This is a genomic window from Streptomyces massasporeus (assembly GCF_014648995.1).
GTDB lineage: Bacteria > Actinomycetota > Actinomycetes > Streptomycetales > Streptomycetaceae > Streptomyces > Streptomyces massasporeus.
Window position 1 is genome coordinate 16,277 of record NZ_BMSE01000021.1, and the last position, 16,379, is coordinate 32,655.

12 protein-coding genes are annotated in these 16,379 nt (G+C 72.1%); 6 read left to right on the forward strand and 6 right to left on the reverse strand.

All coding sequences use genetic code 11. The features are described from left to right. Window positions 1-96 precede the first annotated feature (96 nt). The 5 genes from IE153_RS33555 to IE153_RS33575 form a co-directional block, all read right to left on the reverse strand. Window positions 97-1,047, reverse strand: coding sequence for an alpha/beta fold hydrolase (locus IE153_RS33555; protein ID WP_189593500.1), 951 nt, complete (start codon window positions 1,045-1,047; stop codon window positions 97-99). Next, the gene (locus IE153_RS33560; RefSeq protein ID WP_184909494.1) at window positions 1,044-1,532 is read right to left on the reverse strand and encodes a phage holin family protein; all 489 of its coding nucleotides are present in this window, start codon (window positions 1,530-1,532) and stop codon (window positions 1,044-1,046) included. Before IE153_RS33560 ends, IE153_RS33555 begins: the two co-directional genes overlap by 4 nt. A gap of 119 nt (window positions 1,533-1,651) precedes the next feature. Continuing rightward, window positions 1,652-3,088 carry a Na+/H+ antiporter NhaA gene (nhaA, locus tag IE153_RS33565; protein ID WP_189593501.1) on the reverse strand — a complete coding sequence of 479 codons (1,437 nt, stop codon included), beginning with the start codon at window positions 3,086-3,088 and terminating at the stop codon, window positions 1,652-1,654. Between the two features lie 198 nt (window positions 3,089-3,286). Continuing rightward, window positions 3,287-5,242 carry an acetate--CoA ligase gene (acs, locus tag IE153_RS33570; RefSeq protein WP_189593502.1) on the reverse strand — a complete coding sequence of 652 codons (1,956 nt, stop codon included), beginning with the start codon at window positions 5,240-5,242 and terminating at the stop codon, window positions 3,287-3,289. Window positions 5,243-5,539: 297 nt separating this feature from the next. After that, complete coding sequence (locus IE153_RS33575; RefSeq protein WP_189593503.1) at window positions 5,540-7,909, reverse strand: bifunctional SulP family inorganic anion transporter/carbonic anhydrase; 2,370 nt, start codon at window positions 7,907-7,909, stop codon at window positions 5,540-5,542. Window positions 7,910-8,200: 291 nt separating this feature from the next. On the opposite strand from IE153_RS33575, the gene IE153_RS33580 reads away from it, so the two are divergent. Together IE153_RS33580 and IE153_RS33585 are read left to right on the forward strand one after the other, a co-directional pair. Further along, window positions 8,201-9,493 carry a polysaccharide deacetylase family protein gene (locus IE153_RS33580; protein WP_189593504.1) on the forward strand — a complete coding sequence of 431 codons (1,293 nt, stop codon included), beginning with the start codon at window positions 8,201-8,203 and terminating at the stop codon, window positions 9,491-9,493. Window positions 9,494-9,604: 111 nt separating this feature from the next. Further along, the gene (locus tag IE153_RS33585; RefSeq protein ID WP_189593505.1) at window positions 9,605-10,429 is read left to right on the forward strand and encodes a Fic family protein; all 825 of its coding nucleotides are present in this window, start codon (window positions 9,605-9,607) and stop codon (window positions 10,427-10,429) included. 382 nt (window positions 10,430-10,811) lie between these two features. On the opposite strand, the gene IE153_RS33590 is transcribed toward IE153_RS33585, so the two are convergent. Further along, a complete protein-coding gene (locus tag IE153_RS33590; RefSeq protein ID WP_189593506.1) occupies window positions 10,812-11,645 on the reverse strand; it encodes an HAD family hydrolase in 834 nt (277 codons plus the stop codon). 595 nt (window positions 11,646-12,240) lie between these two features. Between IE153_RS33590 and ssd the strand changes: the two genes are divergently transcribed. The 4 genes from ssd to IE153_RS33610 all read left to right on the forward strand — a co-directional run bounded on the left by ssd (window position 12,241) and on the right by IE153_RS33610 (window position 16,324). After that, window positions 12,241-13,353 carry a septum site-determining protein Ssd gene (gene ssd / locus IE153_RS33595; RefSeq protein ID WP_189593507.1) on the forward strand — a complete coding sequence of 371 codons (1,113 nt, stop codon included), beginning with the start codon at window positions 12,241-12,243 and terminating at the stop codon, window positions 13,351-13,353. Beyond that, window positions 13,350-14,570: a TadA family conjugal transfer-associated ATPase gene (locus IE153_RS33600; protein WP_189593508.1), complete on the forward strand. Its 1,221-nt coding sequence runs from the start codon at window positions 13,350-13,352 to the stop codon at window positions 14,568-14,570. The genes ssd and IE153_RS33600 overlap by 4 nt, the downstream gene beginning before the upstream one ends. 93 nt (window positions 14,571-14,663) lie before the next feature. After that, complete coding sequence (locus IE153_RS33605) at window positions 14,664-15,536, forward strand: type II secretion system F family protein (protein ID WP_189593509.1); 873 nt, start codon at window positions 14,664-14,666, stop codon at window positions 15,534-15,536. Further along, window positions 15,533-16,324 carry a type II secretion system F family protein gene (locus IE153_RS33610; protein WP_189593510.1) on the forward strand — a complete coding sequence of 264 codons (792 nt, stop codon included), beginning with the start codon at window positions 15,533-15,535 and terminating at the stop codon, window positions 16,322-16,324. Before IE153_RS33605 ends, IE153_RS33610 begins: the two co-directional genes overlap by 4 nt. Window positions 16,325-16,379 lie beyond the last annotated feature (55 nt).

Consider the following 16,379-nt stretch of genomic DNA (forward strand, 5'->3'; position numbering starts at 1 on the left):
AACCGCTCCGGGAGCGTCCAATTGGCCTATGCGCCGGGCAATTGGCCGTTCGTCAGACAAGCGTTCACGTGCCGGTGACCGGGTGGGGCCGGCCGGTCACCGGTCGGGTTCGGGATCCCGCAGCCAGTTGATGAGTTCCGAGGAGAACGCGACCGGGTCCTCCTCGTGCGGGAAGTGGCCGAGTCCGTCGAACAGGCGCCAGCGGTAGGGGGCTTCGACGTACTCGCCGGACCCGGCCGCGCTCCGCGTGCGCATCACGGGGTCGAGCGAGCCGTGCAGATGCAGGGTCGGCACGCGCACGGGCCGCTTCATCCGCCGGTTGAACTGGATGCCGTCCGGGCGGGCCAGGGAGCGCACCATCCAGCGGTACGGCTCGACTGCGCAGTGCGCCGCGGAGGGGATGCACATGGCGCGGCGGTACGCGTCCAGCGCCTCGTCCTCGGGCGGGCGCGGCCCGGACCACTCCTGGATCAGCTCCGCGACGAGGGCCCCGTCGTCGGCGGTGAGCTGCCGCTCCGGGATCCAGGGCCGCTGGAATCCCCAGATGTGTGAACCGGCGCGGCTCTGCTTGACGTCCCTCAGCATGGCCGAGCGCCAGCGCCGCGGGTGCGGCATGGACGAGACCGCCAGCCGCCGCACCAGCTTGGGGCGCATCGTGGCGGCCGTCCACGCGAGGTATCCGCCGAGGTCGTGGCCGACCAGCGCGGCGTCGGGCTCGCCGAGGGAGCGGATGACGCCGGTGACGTCGAGCGCGAGGTTGGCGGGGTCGTAGCCGCGCGGTGTGCGGTCGCTGCCGCCGACGCCCCGCAGGTCCATGGCGACGGCCCGGAAGCCGGCGTCGGCGAGCGCCACCAGCTGGTGCCGCCAGGTCCACCAGAACTGCGGGAAGCCGTGCAGCAGCAGGACCAGCGGCCCGTCCCCCAGCTCGGCGATGTGGAAGCGGGCGCCGTTGGCGGCGACGTCGCGATGGCTCACCTCGCGCCCGCCGGGAACGTCGAGGAGGACAGCCGAGGCCGGTTGTGCGGGGGGATTGGCGGGGTCTGTCATGACGACGAGCGTGCCACAGCCTCGATGGCCTCGGGGACCCGGTCCTGCGGGAGCTCCGGCCGCGGGTGCGGCTTGGCCTTCTGCAGCACGACCGCGGTCTCCTTCATCGACGCGGCGACCTTCTGCGGGCCCTTGCTCTTCTTGGCCTTCTTCGCGAAGGTCACGCCGACCAGCGCGAGGACGCCCGCGACCAGCACGTTCGCCGCGAACGACAGCAGGAAGCAGACCGCGAGGTTCCAGTCGCTCCAGGTACGGATGCCGTACGCCAGCGCGAAGTTCAGCATCGGCAGCGAGAAGATCAGCACCGCGCCGGCCGCCGAGAAGGCGCCGCCGCTCGTGGCGCCGCGCTTCACGTCCTGCTTGAGCTGCGCCTTCGCCAGCGCGATCTCGTCGTGCACCAGCGCCGACATTTCCGCCGTCGCCGAGGCGAACAGCTGGCCGATGCTGCGTTCGGCGCCGACCGGGCTGCCGTCGGGTGCGCTCATCGCGGTCTCCCTCTTCTGCGTACGGTCCGAATTACGCGTCTTGTTCGTGACCGCCACAGTCGTCCGACTGCGCACGGCATGACTGCGTACGGTCCCGTCTTTTGTACCGTCTCGTCAGATCATGCCGGACGGTGGTGGTCCTCGCCTGCCCCGCCCGGTACTTCGGCAAGCCCGTGGCGCGCGGCTGCCTTCTCCTGGGCGATCCTCCGGTGTTCCGCGGCCTTGCGCTCGTAGAGCGCGGCGAGCCGCAGGTGGTACGCCGGGTCGTCCTCCTCGTAGATGTCCGGGATGCCGTCGGCGTCCTCGTCTCGCTCTTCTTCCTCCCACAGACGGCGGTACTTGGCGTTCCGCATCTTCAGCAGGACCGTCGCGAGTGTCGCGGCGATGAGCGAGCCCAGCAGGACGGCGGCCTTCACCTCGTTCGTCATCGTCTGGTCGTCGGTGAAGGCGAGTTCGCCGATGAGCAGCGACACGGTGAAGCCGATGCCGGCGAGACTCGCCACCGCGAAGACGTCGGCCCAGGCGAGGTCGTCGCTGAGCGAGGCCCGGGTGAAGCGGGCCGTCAGCCATGTGCCGCCGAAGATGCCGAGCGCCTTGCCGACCACGAGCCCGAGGACGACGCCGAGCGTCTCGGGCGTGGTGAACACGTCGGCGAGTGCCCCGCCGGACACCGCGACGCCCGCGCTGAACAGCGCGAACAGCGGCACCGCCAGTCCCGCCGACAGGGGCCGCACGAGGTGCTCGATGCGCTCGCCGGGGGAGTGGCCCTCGCCCTCGTGCCGGTGGCAGCGCAGCATCAGGCCCATGGCGACACCGGCGATGGTGGCGTGGATGCCGCTGTTGTACATCAGCCCCCAGACGACGAGGGCCAGCGGCACGTACACGTACCAGCCGCGCACGCCCTTGCGCAGCAGCAGCCAGAAGAGCACCAGACCGGCGACGGCGCCGCCGAGCGCGGCGAAGTTCAGGTCGGCGGTGAAGAACACCGCGATGATCAGGATCGCGAAGAGGTCGTCGACGACGGCGAGTGTGAGGAGGAAGGCCCGCAGCGCGCTCGGCAGGGAGGTGCCGATGACGGCGAGCACGGCGAGCGCGAACGCGATGTCGGTGGCGGTCGGCACGGCCCAGCCGTCCAGGGAGCCCCCGCCGACGACAGTGGTGAGGGTGTAGACGAGCGCCGGGACGGCCATGCCGCACAGGGCGGCGACGACCGGCAGCGCGGCGGCCTTCGGGTCGCGCAGATCACCCGCGACCAGCTCGCGCTTGAGCTCGATCCCGGCGACGAAGAAGAAGATCGCCAGCAGCCCGTCGGCGGCCCAGTGCGCGACGGACAGGTCCAGGCCGAGGGCTGCGGGGCCGAGGTGGAAGTGGGAGACGCTCTCGTAGCTGTCATGAAGCGCGGGGATGTTCGCCCAGAGCAGCGCGGTCACCGCGGCGACGAGCAGCAGCACCCCGCCGACGGTCTCGGTGCGCAGCGCGTCCGCCACGTAGGTCCGCTCGGGCAGCGACAGCCGGCCGAGGACCTTGCGGGGGGTGGTGGAGCGGGGCGCGGTCACGGGGGGAACCTCCGGTCGCTGGGCAGGACGGAACACATGCCGACCAGACTTCCCGGCGCACCATGGAGCACTTGCTTTGCTTAGTTTAGGTAAACGTACGGCTGTGCGCATCCGGCGGCCCTCGCCGCGGGGACGCACTGACGGAGGGCACCCGGTGATCGGGTGCCCTCCGCCGGCCTCGTCATTCTGGTGCCGCGATCAGTCCTCGCTGGGCGCGGCGGGGAGCTTGGACTGGATGAGGTCCATGACCGTGGAGTCGGTCAGCGTGGTGACGTCACCCAGCTGACGGTTCTCGGCGACGTCCCGCAGCAGCCGCCGCATGATCTTGCCGGAGCGGGTCTTGGGCAGCTCGGCCACGGGCAGGACCCGCTTGGGCTTGGCGATCGGGCCGAGGGCGCCGCCGACGTGGGCGCGCAGCTCGTCGACGAGCGTCTCGGTCTCGGCCGCCGTCCCGCGCAGGATCACGAACGCGACGATCGCCTGCCCGGTCGTCTCGTCCGCCGCGCCGACCACGGCCGCCTCGGCGACCGAGGGGTGGGAGACGAGCGCGGACTCCACCTCGGTGGTGGAGATGTTGTGGCCCGAGACGAGCATGACGTCGTCGACCCGGCCGAGCAGCCAGATGTCGCCGTCGTCGTCCTTCTTGGCACCGTCACCGGCGAAGTACTTGCCCTCGAATCGCGACCAGTACGTGTCGATGAAGCGCTGGTCGTCGCCCCAGATGGTGCGCAGCATCGACGGCCACGGCTCGGTCAGCACCAGGTAGCCGCCACCGCCGTTCGGCACCTCGTTCGCCTCGTCGTCGACGACCGTCGCGGAGATGCCGGGCAGCGGCGTCTGCGCGGAGCCGGGCTTGGTGGCGGTCACACCCGGCAGCGGGGTGATCATCATCGAGCCGGTCTCGGTCTGCCACCAGGTGTCGACGACCGGGGTGCGGTCGCCGCCGATGTTCTTGCGGTACCAGACCCACGCCTCGGGGTTGATCGGCTCGCCCACCGAGCCCAGCACCCGCAGGCTGGACAGGTCGAACTTGGCGGGGATGTCGTCGCCCCACTTCATGAACGTCCGGATCGCGGTCGGCGCGGTGTAGAGGATCGTCACGCCGTACTTCTGCACGATCTCCCAGAAGCGGCCCTGGTGCGGGGTGTCGGGCGTGCCCTCGTACATGACCTGCGTCGCGCCGTTCGCCAGCGGCCCGTAGACGATGTACGAGTGGCCGGTGACCCAGCCGACGTCGGCGGTGCACCAGTAGACGTCGGTCTCCGGCTTGAGGTCGAAGACGGCGTGGTGTGTGTAGGCGGTCTGCGTGAGGTAGCCGCCGGAGGTGTGCAGGATGCCCTTCGGCTTACCCGTGGTGCCCGAGGTGTACAGGATGAACAGCGGGTGCTCCGCGTCGAACGCCTGCGGGGTGTGCTCCGCGCTCTGGCGGCCCACCACGTCGTGCCACCACACGTCGCGTCCCTCGGTGAAGGCGACCTCCTGGCCCGTGCGGCGCACGACCAGGACGTGTTCGACGATGCCCGCCTTCTCGACGGCCTCGTCCACGGCCGGCTTGAGCGCGGACGGCTTGCCGCGCCGGTAGCCGCCGTCGGAGGTGATGATCACGCGCGCGTCGGCGTCCTGGATGCGGGTGGCGAGCGCGTCCGAGGAGAAGCCGCCGAAGACGACCGAGTGGGCGGCGCCGACCCGGGCGCAGGCCAGCATCGCGATCGCCGTCTCGGGGATCATCGGCATGTAGACGGCGACCCGGTCACCGGCCTGGACTCCCAGCTCCAGCAGGGCGTTGGCGGCCTTGGAGACCTCGTCCTTGAGCTCGGCGTAGGTGATCGCGCGGCTGTCGCCCGGCTCGCCCTCGAAGTGGATGGCGACCCGGTCGCCGAGCCCGGCCTCCACATGGCGGTCGACGCAGTTGTAGGCGACGTTGAGCTCGCCGTCCTTGAACCACTTGGCGAACGGCGGGTTCGACCAGTCGAGCGTCTCGGTGGGCTCCTTGGCCCAGGTCAGCCGACGGGCCTGCTCGGCCCAGAAGCCGAGCCTGTCAGCCTTGGCCTGTTCATACGCCTCCGCGGTGACGTTGGCGTTCGCGGCCAGGTCGGCGGGGGGCGCAAAGCGTCGCTCCTCCTTCAGAAGGTTGGCCAGGCTTTCATTGCTCACGGCATCTGCCTTTCCCAGGGTGTCCGTTGTGTCCCAGGCCACAGCTCATCAGACCCGGGGGTGCGATGACAAGGGCCGACCGCCGATTGGTTTAGACCTGTCGGACGGTGCTGTAGGGGACCGGGGTCATCCGTACCCACGGACGCCGACCAGGGAAAGTTCAGTGCGTGTGCCGCCGGTCACCCTGCTCGCGGTCCGACGGGCCAGGGGGTGTGCCCCCGCTGTCGATCGGGGGCACACCCTCCTCCGGCGCGGGCGACTCCGACGCGGGCGAGACGCACCGCACCAGGCGCCGTCTCACGCCGACAGGTCCGGCTCCCGCACGCGGTCGAAGACGCCGCCGGTCTCCGTCTCGGTGAGCAGGTACGCCTCGGCCTCGCCCACGTGGAAGTACATCCCTTGCAGCTCAAGGGCGCCCTCGTCGAGGGCCCGGGCCACCGAGTCGTGGGCACGCAGGTGCTCCAACTGCTGGACCACGTTCGTCAGGCAGAGCTGCTCGACCGCGTCCTCGGGGGACCGTCCGGCCAGCCTGCCCCAGGACGAGCTGTCGTCGGCCATGCGCTCCAGGCTCGGCAGCCCGTGCCGCAGCCACCGCTTCAGCGGGGTCGGGGCGCCGCCCGGCTCGGAGTTGAGCAGGGCCTGCATGGCGCCGCATCCCGAGTGTCCGCACACCGTGATGGACCGCACCTGGAGCACGTCCACGGCGTACTCGATCGCCGCCGCCACCGAGTCGTCGCCGCTCTCCTCGCCCGGTCGCGGGACGAGGTTGCCCACGTTGCGCACGACGAACAGGTCGCCCGGACCACTGGAGGTGATCATCGATGTGACCAGCCGGGAGTCGGCGCAGGTCAGGAAGAGCTGCGAAGGCCGCTGCCCCTCTCTCGCCAGCCGGGCCAGCTCGGTGCGCACCAGGGGTGCGGTGTTGCGCTGGAACGCGCTGATGCCACGCGCCAGTTCGTGCCCGCTGGCTCCGCCGGTGCCCGACGGGTCCGGCTCGGAGCGGTCCGACCCGTCCGGGTTCTTCTCGGAAGGGGGTACGGACTGGGGGCCGTCGCATTGGTGGTTGCGCCAGGGTGTCCAGGGCCGGCAGCGGCAGTCGCCGGAGGCCTGGGGCTCGGAGAGTCGGGTGCCGGGATGCCGGCCGGTGATCTCCACGGTGCCGCCCTGCGCGGTGTGCGTCTTCTGCCAGTCCTGCAACGTCTCGTACGCCGCGTGGTCCATGAACGACCCGTCCAGCTCGACGACGGTGTCGGCGCCGTGGGGCACGAGATGCAGGGCCCGGCTGAGCCGTGGCACCGCGAGGAACGTCAACTGTCCTCTGACGTGGACGTGATGGACTCCTTCCCTCTCGTCGTGCGTGATGCGGGTGCGGGTGAGGCGGTGCAGCGCGACGCCGACGGCCATGGCGATGCCGAGCGCCACGCCCTCCAGGACGCCGAGGAAGACCACGCCGAGGGTGGTGACGGCGTAGACCCAGACTTCCCGGTGGCGGGTCACCGTGCGGATGTGGTTCAGGGACACCATCTGGATGCCGACGGCCATCACCAGGGCGGCGAGCGAGGCGAGCGGGATGAGCTCCAGGATCGGGACCATCAGCAGCGCGGCGATCACTACGAGAACGCCGTGCAGCATCGTGGAGTTCCGGCTGACAGCGCCCGCGTGCACATTCGCCGAACTCCGCACGGCGACGCCGGCGATGGGCAGTCCGCCGAGCGAGCCGGAGACGATGTTGGCGGCACCCTGCCCGAGCAGTTCGCGGTCGAGATTCGAGCGCCCGACACGGGGCGACAAGCCGGGGCGGCCGGCCACCAACTTGTCCACGGCGACCGCGCCGAGCAGCGACTGCACGCTGCACACCAGCGTCGTGGTGAGCACGGCGGCGACCAGGCCGAGCACGGGGCCTTCGGGCAGCCCGGCCAAGGCGTGGTTGCTCCAGGACGGCAGGTCCACCTTGGGCAGGCGGAGCCCGGCGAGGGCGGCGACCGCGGTGGCTCCGGCGACGGCTACGAGCGCGGCCGGGACCTTGCGCAGCAGGTGTCCGACCCGGCCGGGCAGTCTCGGCCAGAGCAGCAGCAGCGCCAGGGTCAGCACGCTCACCGACACGGCCGCGGGGCCCATGTGTGCCAACTGGGCGGGCAGCGCGCGGAGGTTGTCCGGTACGGAACTCTGCGGTGTGCCGCCGAGCACGATGTGCAGCTGGGCGACGGCGATGGTGACGCCGATCCCGGCGAGCATGCCGTGCACGATGGCGGGGCTGACGACAAGGGCGCCGCGGGCCACGCGCAGGCAGCCCAGGCCGAGCTGGGCGACGCCGGCGAGGACGGTGATGGCGCAGGTCGTCCGCCAGCCGTAGCGCTGGATGAGGTCGGCGGTGACGACGGTGAGCCCAGCGGCCGGGCCGCTCACCTGGAGCGGGGAGCCGCCGAGCCGCCCGGCGACCAGGCCGCCCACGGCGGCGGCGACGAGGCCGGCCTGGAGCGGGGCGCCGGTGGCGAGGGCGATGCCCAGGGACAGGGGCAGGGCGATCAGGAAGACCGCGATCGAGGCCGACACATCGGCACCCGCGATCCTGAATCGGCGGGGTCCGGTGGGCGGCGGACTGTGGGGCGGATGGGTGCGTTCGGTGCGGTTCGGATCGGCGGCGCGTGTGGGGACGCAGGCTGACATGGTTTCCCGTCTCCTCCGGGGCTGCGCGGTCGCGTAACTGGGGGGTCCCGCTCGGGGCGGGGCTCGGTCGCGGCGGTCACGGCGTAAATCGGCGGGATGAATCAACGCTCGGTAAACGGATCGTAATGCAGAGTAAAGGCCGAGCATAGACATTACGGGCAAATGGGTGAATGGATCACTCTGAAGTGTGAAGTGGCCATTTGATCGGCTTGTCGTACTAATTCCTTTTCGAACTCGTGCGAATTTGGCGGCGCTGTCCGCACCCGAGAGAAGGAAGAAGGTGGGCGGAACATGGCCGCCACCCACAGGATCGCCGCGAGTTCCGTGATCGCCGCGGTCTGCGCCGCATCGCTCGCCGGTTGCGCGACCGGCACCCCCCGGCAAGAGGCCCCCGACCCGCAGAAAGCGACACCGGCGCAGGCTCCGAAGAGCGCCGTCCGGCTGATCGGAGACGGCTCCACCGCCTACACCGGCGCCCAGCCGCACCTGCCCAGGCCGGCACGCCTGCGGCCCGGCCAGAAGCCCCCGCAGTTCGTCGTCTTCTCCTGGGACGGCGCGGGCGAGGACAGCCAGAAGCTGTTCTCCCACTTCCGCAAGGTCGCCAAGAAGAACAACGCGACCATGACGTACTTCCTGAGCGGCGTGTACATGCTGCCCGACGAGAAGAGCGACCGGTACCGGCCGCCGCAGCACTCCCCGGGCCGCTCCGACATCGGCTTCAACGACCGCCGCGGCATCGCCGCCACCGCGAAGCAGCTGCGCCTGGCGTGGCTCGAGGGCAACGAGATCGGCACCCACTTCAACGGCCACTTCTGCGGCAGCGGCGGAGGTGTCGGCGAGTGGTCCGTCCAGGACTGGAAGGACGAGATCTCCCAGGCCAAGCAGTTCGTGAAGACCTGGAAGACCAACACCGGCCTGACGGGCGCGGCCCCCCTGCCCTTCGACTACGACAAGGAGCTCATCGGCGCCCGCACGCCGTGCCTCGAGGGCCAGCGCAACTTCATGAGGGCGGCCCGCGACCTGGGCTTCCGCTATGACACCAGCGGCGTGAACGACCAGGTCTGGCCGAAGAAGAAGCAGGGCCTGTGGGACGTGTCCATGCAGCTCGTGCCGTTCCCCGGCCACTCCTTCGAGCAGTTGACCATGGACTACAACTTCATGGTCAACCAGTCGGGCACCAGGACCCAGGGCAACCCCGCCATGCACGACTTCTGGGGCGACCAGATGCGCGACGGCCTGCTCAAGGGCTTCTCACGGGCCTACAACGGCAACCGCGCGCCCCTGATCATCGGCAACCACTTCGAGTCCTGGAACGGCGGCACCTACATGAGGGCCGTCGAGGAGGTCATCGAGACGGTGTGCACCAAGGAGGAGGTGCGCTGCGTCTCGTTCCGGCAGCTCGTGGACTGGCTGGACGCCCAGGACCCGAAGACGCTGGAGAAGCTGCGCACCCTGCAGGTCGGCCAGGCGCCCAAGGCGGGCTGGGCGTCCTTCCTGTCGGACCGGCCGGCCCCGGCACCCAAGGGCGTGCCCGGTGCTCCGGCGGCCACGGGCGTCCCGGGCGCTCCGGCGGCCAAGGAGTAGTCCTTCGGGCGGACGTGGCCGGACGCACGCGCGTGAAGGGCGGGCGCACGCGCGCGTGAAGAAGGCCACTCCGCCGCGGAGCGGGGCCCCGGGGTGCGTAGGGTCGTACTCATGAGTACAGCAGGCGCGAGCGCCGATCCCCTCGCGGCCCTGGGGGCGCTGCCCGGAGTGGCCGATTCCGTGGAGTCCGTCCGCAAGGCCGTCGACCGGGTCTACGGGCACCGGGTCATGCGGCGGCGCAGCAACGCGATCACCTCCGAGGCCGCTCTGCGCGGCGCCCGCGGCTCCGCCGCGCTGTCCGGCGCGGACTGGGCCCTGGAGGAGGTGCGCCGGCGCACGGACTTCAGCGGCGACGACGAGGCCCGCACCGTGGGTGCCGCCCTGCGGCTCACCGCGGAGGCGGGCCAGCTGCTGTCGATCTGGCGGCAGTCGCCCCTGCGGGTGCTGGCCCGGCTGCACCTGGTGGCGGCCGCGGACAAGGCGGACCAGGTGGGACGGCCCCGCAAGCAGGGCGAGCCGGTCGACGAGCCGCTCGTCGGGTTGCCGCTGCCGAGCGCCACCGAGGCGCACGGCAGGCTGGACGGACTGGCCGGGCTGATCATCGCGGGCGGCTCCGCACCAGCGCTGGTGACGGCCGCCGTCGTGCACGGCGAACTCCTCGCGCTGCGTCCCTTCACGTCCCACAACGGCCTCATCGCACGCACGGCAGAGCGAATCGTCCTCATCGGCAGCGGCCTTGACCCGAAGTCGGTCTGCGCGGCCGAGGTCGGCCACGCGGAGATGGGGCGCGAGGCCTACCTGGAGGCCCTCGGCGGGTACGTCTCCGGTACCCCGGAGGGCGTGGCAGCCTGGATCGCCCACTGCGGCAGGGCCGTCGAGCTGGGTGCTCGCGAGTCGATGGCGGTGTGCGAGGCGCTGCAGCGCGGGGCGGCGTGACATTGCGGGCGGTCCATCGCCGTGCGGTGGCGTGACATGGCGCGGCAGGAAACGCGGCCGGAAAAATGATGCGGCGGTACGAGTTCTCGTACCGCCGCTGGCATGAGCATCGGGTTACCAAGCGTCCTCGATATATGCCCATCAGGTCGGGAGCTTTGCCCGTCACCTGGTGTGGCTGGCCCGTATTCGACGGGTCGACGTCGCGTGGGTGCCCGGTGTTCATGCTCGGTCCGTGGGGCCAAATGCGTTAAAAGGTGATCCTCTCGGATGTCCTTGGTCTCGCGGGCCGTTGAGTCCTTTGTACTCCTGCCCCGGAGCAAGCGGAAGTCCAGGCTGCACTTCTTTACTTTCGGGTTCACATAGGGCTGGGCATCGCCACAGGTCAAGCGACCGTGGCCCGGCGCCTGTTCGCGTACCAGACGAGTCCCGCGGTGGCCGCCGCGGCGCTTATCGCCGCGACCGCCACGAGCGCCGGGCGCGGCGGGACGGAGAACGCGGGAATGCGCTGCTTCAGCCGGACCGGGCGGTGGAAGTCCAGGATCGGCCACCCTCGCGCGAGGGCCTCGCGGCGCAGCGCCCGGTCCGGGTTCACGGCATGCGGATGGCCGACGGACTCCAGCATCGGCACATCGGTCGCCGAGTCGCTGTAGGCGTAGCAGCGGCTGAGGTCGTACCCCTCGGACTCGGCCAGCTCCCTGACGGCCTCGGCCTTGGTCGGGCCGTAAGCGTAGTACTCCACCTCGCCGGTGAAGCAGCCGTCGTCGCCCACGACCATGCGGGTGGCGACCACGCGGTCCGCGCCCAGCAGTTCGCCGATCGGCTCGACCACCTCGGCGCCCGAGGTGGACACGATCACGACGTCGCGGCCGGCGGTGTGGTGCTCCTCGATGAGGGAGGCGGCCTCGTCGTAGATGATCGGGTCGATCAGGTCGTGCAGAGTCTCGGCGACGATCTCCTTGACCTGCTGCACGTTCCAGCCTCGGCACAGGGCGGACAGATATGCGCGCATGCGCTCCATCTGGTCGTGGTCGGCGCCGCCGGCCAGGAAGACGAACTGGGCATATGCGGTGCGCAAGACGGCCCTGCGGTTGATCAGACCGCCTTGGTAGAACGACTTGCTGAACGTGAGCGTGCTCGACTTCGCAATGACCGTCTTGTCCAGGTCAAAGAAGGCGGCTGTGCGGGGCATCGAGTGGTTTTCCACGCCCCAGAGCATAGGGGCAGCCCATTCGGCGTAAGCTGGGGCGTGTGGGTTTGCCTGAGAAGGCTCTCGGGTACACCATGGAAGTCACGGATCGTTCGCGACCGTGCTAACCCGGCCCGACTCCTCCCCCCCCGAGTCGGCCGTGGGGACGACCCCCGCTCTCCCCCCCGGCGGGGGTCGTCGCATGTCCGGGTGGGTTTTCATCTCCATCGCGCGGCTTGAAAGCCACTGCGATGCAGCTGTGTCGACTGACTTGTCATGCACCTGTCTTGTTACGTTCGGTAGTTGCCGGACTGCTCTGTGGCGGTCGCACAGAGGGCCTGAGTCGCTCACCGGTATGCCTGAGCCGCTCACCGGTATGGGTGACGGCGATATTCACAACCCCCGGCACGTCCACAGTTATCCACCAAGATCCACACGATTTCCGGGATCGCTGCACCGTGATTCCAGCGCGTCCCGCTCGCGGCGAGTTCATGGCCGGTTCCGAGTACCCGGGGGCGTTTGGCCGGTTTCTGTCGGCCGTTCACAGGGAGGCCGCTTGTCGGTTCTTCCCACGTTTGGGAATCGCGGGGCCGCAGGGGCCGCGCGAGTCATGCAGCGAAGGGGGATGGAAAGCGTGGCCGGAACCGTCACACACGATCCGCCGCCCGCCGCCGGAGGGCGGCAGGGCGGACCGCTGATCGTCACCGAGGACAGCGAACTCCTCGACGACCTGCTGCGCCTGTGCGCGGCGGCGGGCGCCACACCCGAGGTGCACCACGGAGTGCCGGAGCGCAGAGGCAGCTGGGAGGCCGCGCCGCTCGTCCTGGTCGGCGACGACGCCGTGCGGCGGGTGCGCGGGGCCGTGCGCAGAAGGGGTGTCGTGCTCGTCGGCCGGGACCAGGACGACTCCGGGGTGTGGCGGCGTGCCGTCGAGATCGGCGCCGAGCACGTCCTGATGCTGCCCGACGGCGAGCAGTGGCTGGTCGACCGGATCGCCGACGTGGCCGAGGGCGTCGGCCGGCCCGCCTTCACGGTGGGCGTCATCGGAGGCCGAGGCGGTGCCGGAGCGTCCACGCTCGCGTGCGCCCTCGCCGTCACCTCCGCGCGGGAGGGACTGCGCACGCTCCTCGTGGACGCCGATCCGCTGGGCGGGGGACTCGATGTCCTCCTCGGGGGTGAGACGGCCGAAGGGCTGCGCTGGCCCGCGTTCGCCTCCTCACGCGGACGGGTCGGTGGGGGAGCCCTGGAGGAGTCGCTGCCTGAGCTGCACTCGCTGCGAGTGCTCAGCTGGGACCGCGGCGACCGGATCGCGGTCCCGCCGCAGGCGGTGCGCGCGGTGCTCGCGGCGGCCCGGCGCCGCGGCGGCACGGTCGTGGTCGACCTGCCGCGCCGGATCGACGACGGCGTCGCCGAGGTGCTCACCCAGCTGGACGTGGGCGTGCTGGTGGTGCCGGCCGAGCTGCGGGCCGTCGCGGCCGCGGGGCGGGTGGCCTCCGCGGTCGGCATGCTCCTGCGGGATCTGCGAGTGGCGGTCCGCGGCCCCTACCCGCCGGGGCTCGACGACCGTGAGGTCGCGCGGCTGCTCGGACTGCCCCTGGTCGGCGAAGTGCCCGACGAGCCGGGCCTGTCGCGCCCGGACGAGGGCACGGCGCCACCGGGTGCCGCCCCGCGCGGACCGCTCGCCCGGTTCTGCAGGGGGTTCTGGGAGCGGGCGCTCGTCGAGGCGGGAACGGCATGAGCACGCTGGCCGGACTCGAAGGTGCGGCGCTGCTCGACGGGGTGCGGCGGTGGCTGGCGGAGAGCGGGGCCGAGCCGACCCCCGCGCGCGTGGCGCAGGCCCTGCGGGACCAGGGGCGGGTCCTCGGGGACGCCGAAGTCCTGGGCGCTGCCGCGCAGTTGCGGTCCGAGTTGATCGGCAGCGGACCGCTGGAGCCGCTCCTGGCCGATCCGTCGGTGACGGACGTGCTGGTGTCGGCCCCGGACCGGGTCTGGGTGGACCGGGGCGGCGGACTGGAGCTGACGTCGGTGCGGTTCGCGGACGCGGCGGCCGTACGGCGGCTCGCCCAGCGCCTCGCCGCGGTGGCCGGACGACGGCTGGACGACGCCCGACCCTGGGCCGACGCCCGGCTGCCCGACGGAACCCGGCTGCACGCCGTGCTGCCACCGGTGGCGGTGGGCTGCGCCTGCCTGTCGCTGCGGGTGGTACGGCCGCGAGCCTTCACCCTCGGCGAGCTGGTCACGGCCGGCACGGTGCCGCCGGGCGGGGACCGCATACTGCGCGCCCTGCTCGACGCTCGGCTGTCCTTCCTGGTCAGCGGCGGTACCGGCACCGGAAAGACCACGCTGCTGAGTGCCCTGCTCGGGCTGGTGGGGCCGGACGAGCGGATCGTCCTCGCCGAGGACTCGGCGGAGCTGCGGCCCGACCATCCCCACGTCGTGCGGCTGGAGACCAGACCCGCCAACCAGGAGGGCGCGGGCCTCGTCACCCTCGAGGACCTGGTGCGCCAGGCGCTGCGGATGCGGCCGGACCGGCTGGTCGTGGGCGAGGTGCGTGGGCCCGAAGTGGTGCATCTGCTGGCCGCGTTGAACACCGGTCACGAGGGCGGCTGCGGGACCGTGCACGCCAACGCCGCCGCCGACGTACCGGCCCGGCTGGAAGCGCTCGGCACGGCCGCCGGGCTCGACCGGGCCGCGCTGCACAGCCAGTTGGCGGCCGCCCTCTCCGTGGTGCTGCATCTGGTGCGCGACCGGGCCGGGCGGCGGCGGATCGCGGAGGTGCACGTGCTGGAGCGGGACCCGTCGGGCCTCGTGCGCACGGTGCCGGCGCTGCGGTGGGGAGCGGAGGCGTTCGCGCGCGAGCCGGGGTGGGAGCGGCTACGGGGGCTGCTCCGGGGCGAGGCGAGCGGGCCGGGTGAGATCGCGATGAAGGGGGCGAGCCATGACGAGGGTGCTTGAGGTGTCGAGGGGTGTGGCTGTGGTGGGGGAGGCGAGGCATGACGGGGGTGCTTGAGGTGTCGAGGGGTGTGGCTGTGGTGGGGGAGGCGAGCCATGACGGGGGTGCCTGAGATGTCGATGGGTGCGGCCGTGGCGTGCATGGGGGCGGCTGTCTGGCTGCTGGGTGAGCGTGAGGAGGCGGCGCGGCGGGCGCGGTTGCTGCTCGCGGACGGGGCAGCCGTCGGGAGCGGCCCGCCCGGGTGGCGGCGGATGATGGGTGGGCTGCGGTGTGGCCGTGGGCGGCTGCGGGCCGAGTGGTGGTCACCTTTGGCCGGGCTGGTGCTGGCGGTGCTCGGGGCGTCGGTGCTGCCGGCCGTCCTCGGGGCGGCCGGGGTGCCGCTGCTGCGGCGGACCCGGCTGGCCGGCGAGGTGCGGCGGGACCGAGAGCACCGGGCCGACGCGGTGATCGCGCTGTGCGGGGCGCTCGCCGGTGAGGTGCGGGCCGGGCGCCAGCCGGGTGAGGGACTGCTGCGGGCCGCGCGGGACTGCGGCGGGCTCGCGGACGCTCAGGCGACGGTGCTTGCGGCGGCGCGGTTCGGCGGTGACGTGCCGGAGGCGCTGGCCACGGCGGCGCGGCAACCGGGCGCCGAGGGACTACGGGGACTCGCGGCGTGCTGGCGGGTGGCCGTGGACCAGGGTGCGGGACTCGCGGCCGGGCTCGACCGGCTCGCCGCCGCCCTGCGCGCGGAACGGGACCAACGGTCCGACCTGCGAGCCCAGTTGGCGGGCGCCCGGGCCACGGCGGTGATGCTCGCCGGATTGCCGGCCCTGGGGCTCCTCATCGGCACCGCCCTCGGGGCCGATCCCCTCCACGTCCTGCTGCACACCGGGGCGGGACTGGGCTGTCTGGCGGCCGGCGGGGCGCTGGAGGGCCTGGGGCTGTGGTGGGTGCAGCGGATCGTGCGAGGCGCGGAGACGGCGGCATGAGCGGAGAAGCCGTCCACAGGCTGGGGGTGACCGTGGGGATCGTGCTGGCCTGCGGATGGCTGGTGCGGTTGCTGCTGGAGGTGCGGCGCCGCAGGAGGATGCGCCGTCGGCTGACGGAGCTGTCGGGGGTACGGGAAGCGACGGCCCCTGCCCTGAGCCCTGCCGTGCGGGGGCTCGCGCGGACGTGGCTGGCCCCGGTGGGCGTGGCGTGTGCCGGGTGGGCGCTGGTCGGAGGTCTCGCCGGGGCCGCAGTGGGGCTGGCCGGTGCGGTGGCGGTGTGGCGGTGGCGGCTGAGGCGGGAGACGGCCGGCGCGGACCCGGGGGCACCCGACCCCGCTGAGGCGGCACGGCAACTGCCCCTCGCGGCCGACCTGCTGGCGGCCTGCATCGCGGCGGGCGCCGGCCCGGTGATCGCGGCGCAGGCGGTGGGGGAGGCCCTGGGCGGCCCTGTCGGCGACGCCCTCGCCCGGGGCGCGGCGGAGGTGCGGCTGGGCGGCGAACCGGGCACGGCCTGGCGGAGGTTGGGCGCCGTCCCGGGTGCCGGAGGTCTGGCCCGGCTGCTCGAACGGGCCGATGTGTCCGGGCTGCCCGCGGCGGTGCCGGTCGCGCGGCTCGCCGCGGAGGGCCGGGCGGACTGGGGCCGCGCCGCGACGGCCAGGGCCCGACGGGCGGGCGTGATGGTGAGCGCGCCGGTGGGGCTGTGCTTCCTGCCTGCGTTCATCGCGGTCGGCGTGCTGCCCGTGGTGATCGGACTCGCGGGCGGGGTGCTCGGAGGGGGTGGTGGGTGAGGCGGCGACGGGCCGGAAGCAGTGAGCGACAACCAGCAGAAGTGTGGAAGTTCGG

Excerpts from the sequence above, each read along its gene's own strand:
- IE153_RS33600 (WP_189593508.1), top strand. The coding sequence starts at position 13,350 with ATGAGCACGCTGGCCGGACTCGAAGGTGCGGCGCTGCTCGACGGGGTG.
- IE153_RS33580 (WP_189593504.1), top strand. The coding sequence starts at position 8,201 with ATGGCCGCCACCCACAGGATCGCCGCGAGTTCCGTGATCGCCGCGGTC.
- IE153_RS33590 (WP_189593506.1), bottom strand. The coding sequence starts at position 11,645 with ATGCTCTGGGGCGTGGAAAACCACTCGATGCCCCGCACAGCCGCCTTC.
- IE153_RS33605 (WP_189593509.1), top strand. The coding sequence starts at position 14,664 with ATGACGGGGGTGCCTGAGATGTCGATGGGTGCGGCCGTGGCGTGCATG.
- IE153_RS33585 (WP_189593505.1), top strand. The coding sequence starts at position 9,605 with ATGAGTACAGCAGGCGCGAGCGCCGATCCCCTCGCGGCCCTGGGGGCG.
- IE153_RS33560 (WP_184909494.1), bottom strand. The coding sequence starts at position 1,532 with ATGAGCGCACCCGACGGCAGCCCGGTCGGCGCCGAACGCAGCATCGGC.
- ssd (WP_189593507.1), top strand. The coding sequence starts at position 12,241 with ATGGAAAGCGTGGCCGGAACCGTCACACACGATCCGCCGCCCGCCGCC.
- IE153_RS33555 (WP_189593500.1), bottom strand. The coding sequence starts at position 1,047 with ATGACAGACCCCGCCAATCCCCCCGCACAACCGGCCTCGGCTGTCCTC.
- IE153_RS33610 (WP_189593510.1), top strand. The coding sequence starts at position 15,533 with ATGAGCGGAGAAGCCGTCCACAGGCTGGGGGTGACCGTGGGGATCGTG.
- IE153_RS33575 (WP_189593503.1), bottom strand. The coding sequence starts at position 7,909 with ATGTCAGCCTGCGTCCCCACACGCGCCGCCGATCCGAACCGCACCGAA.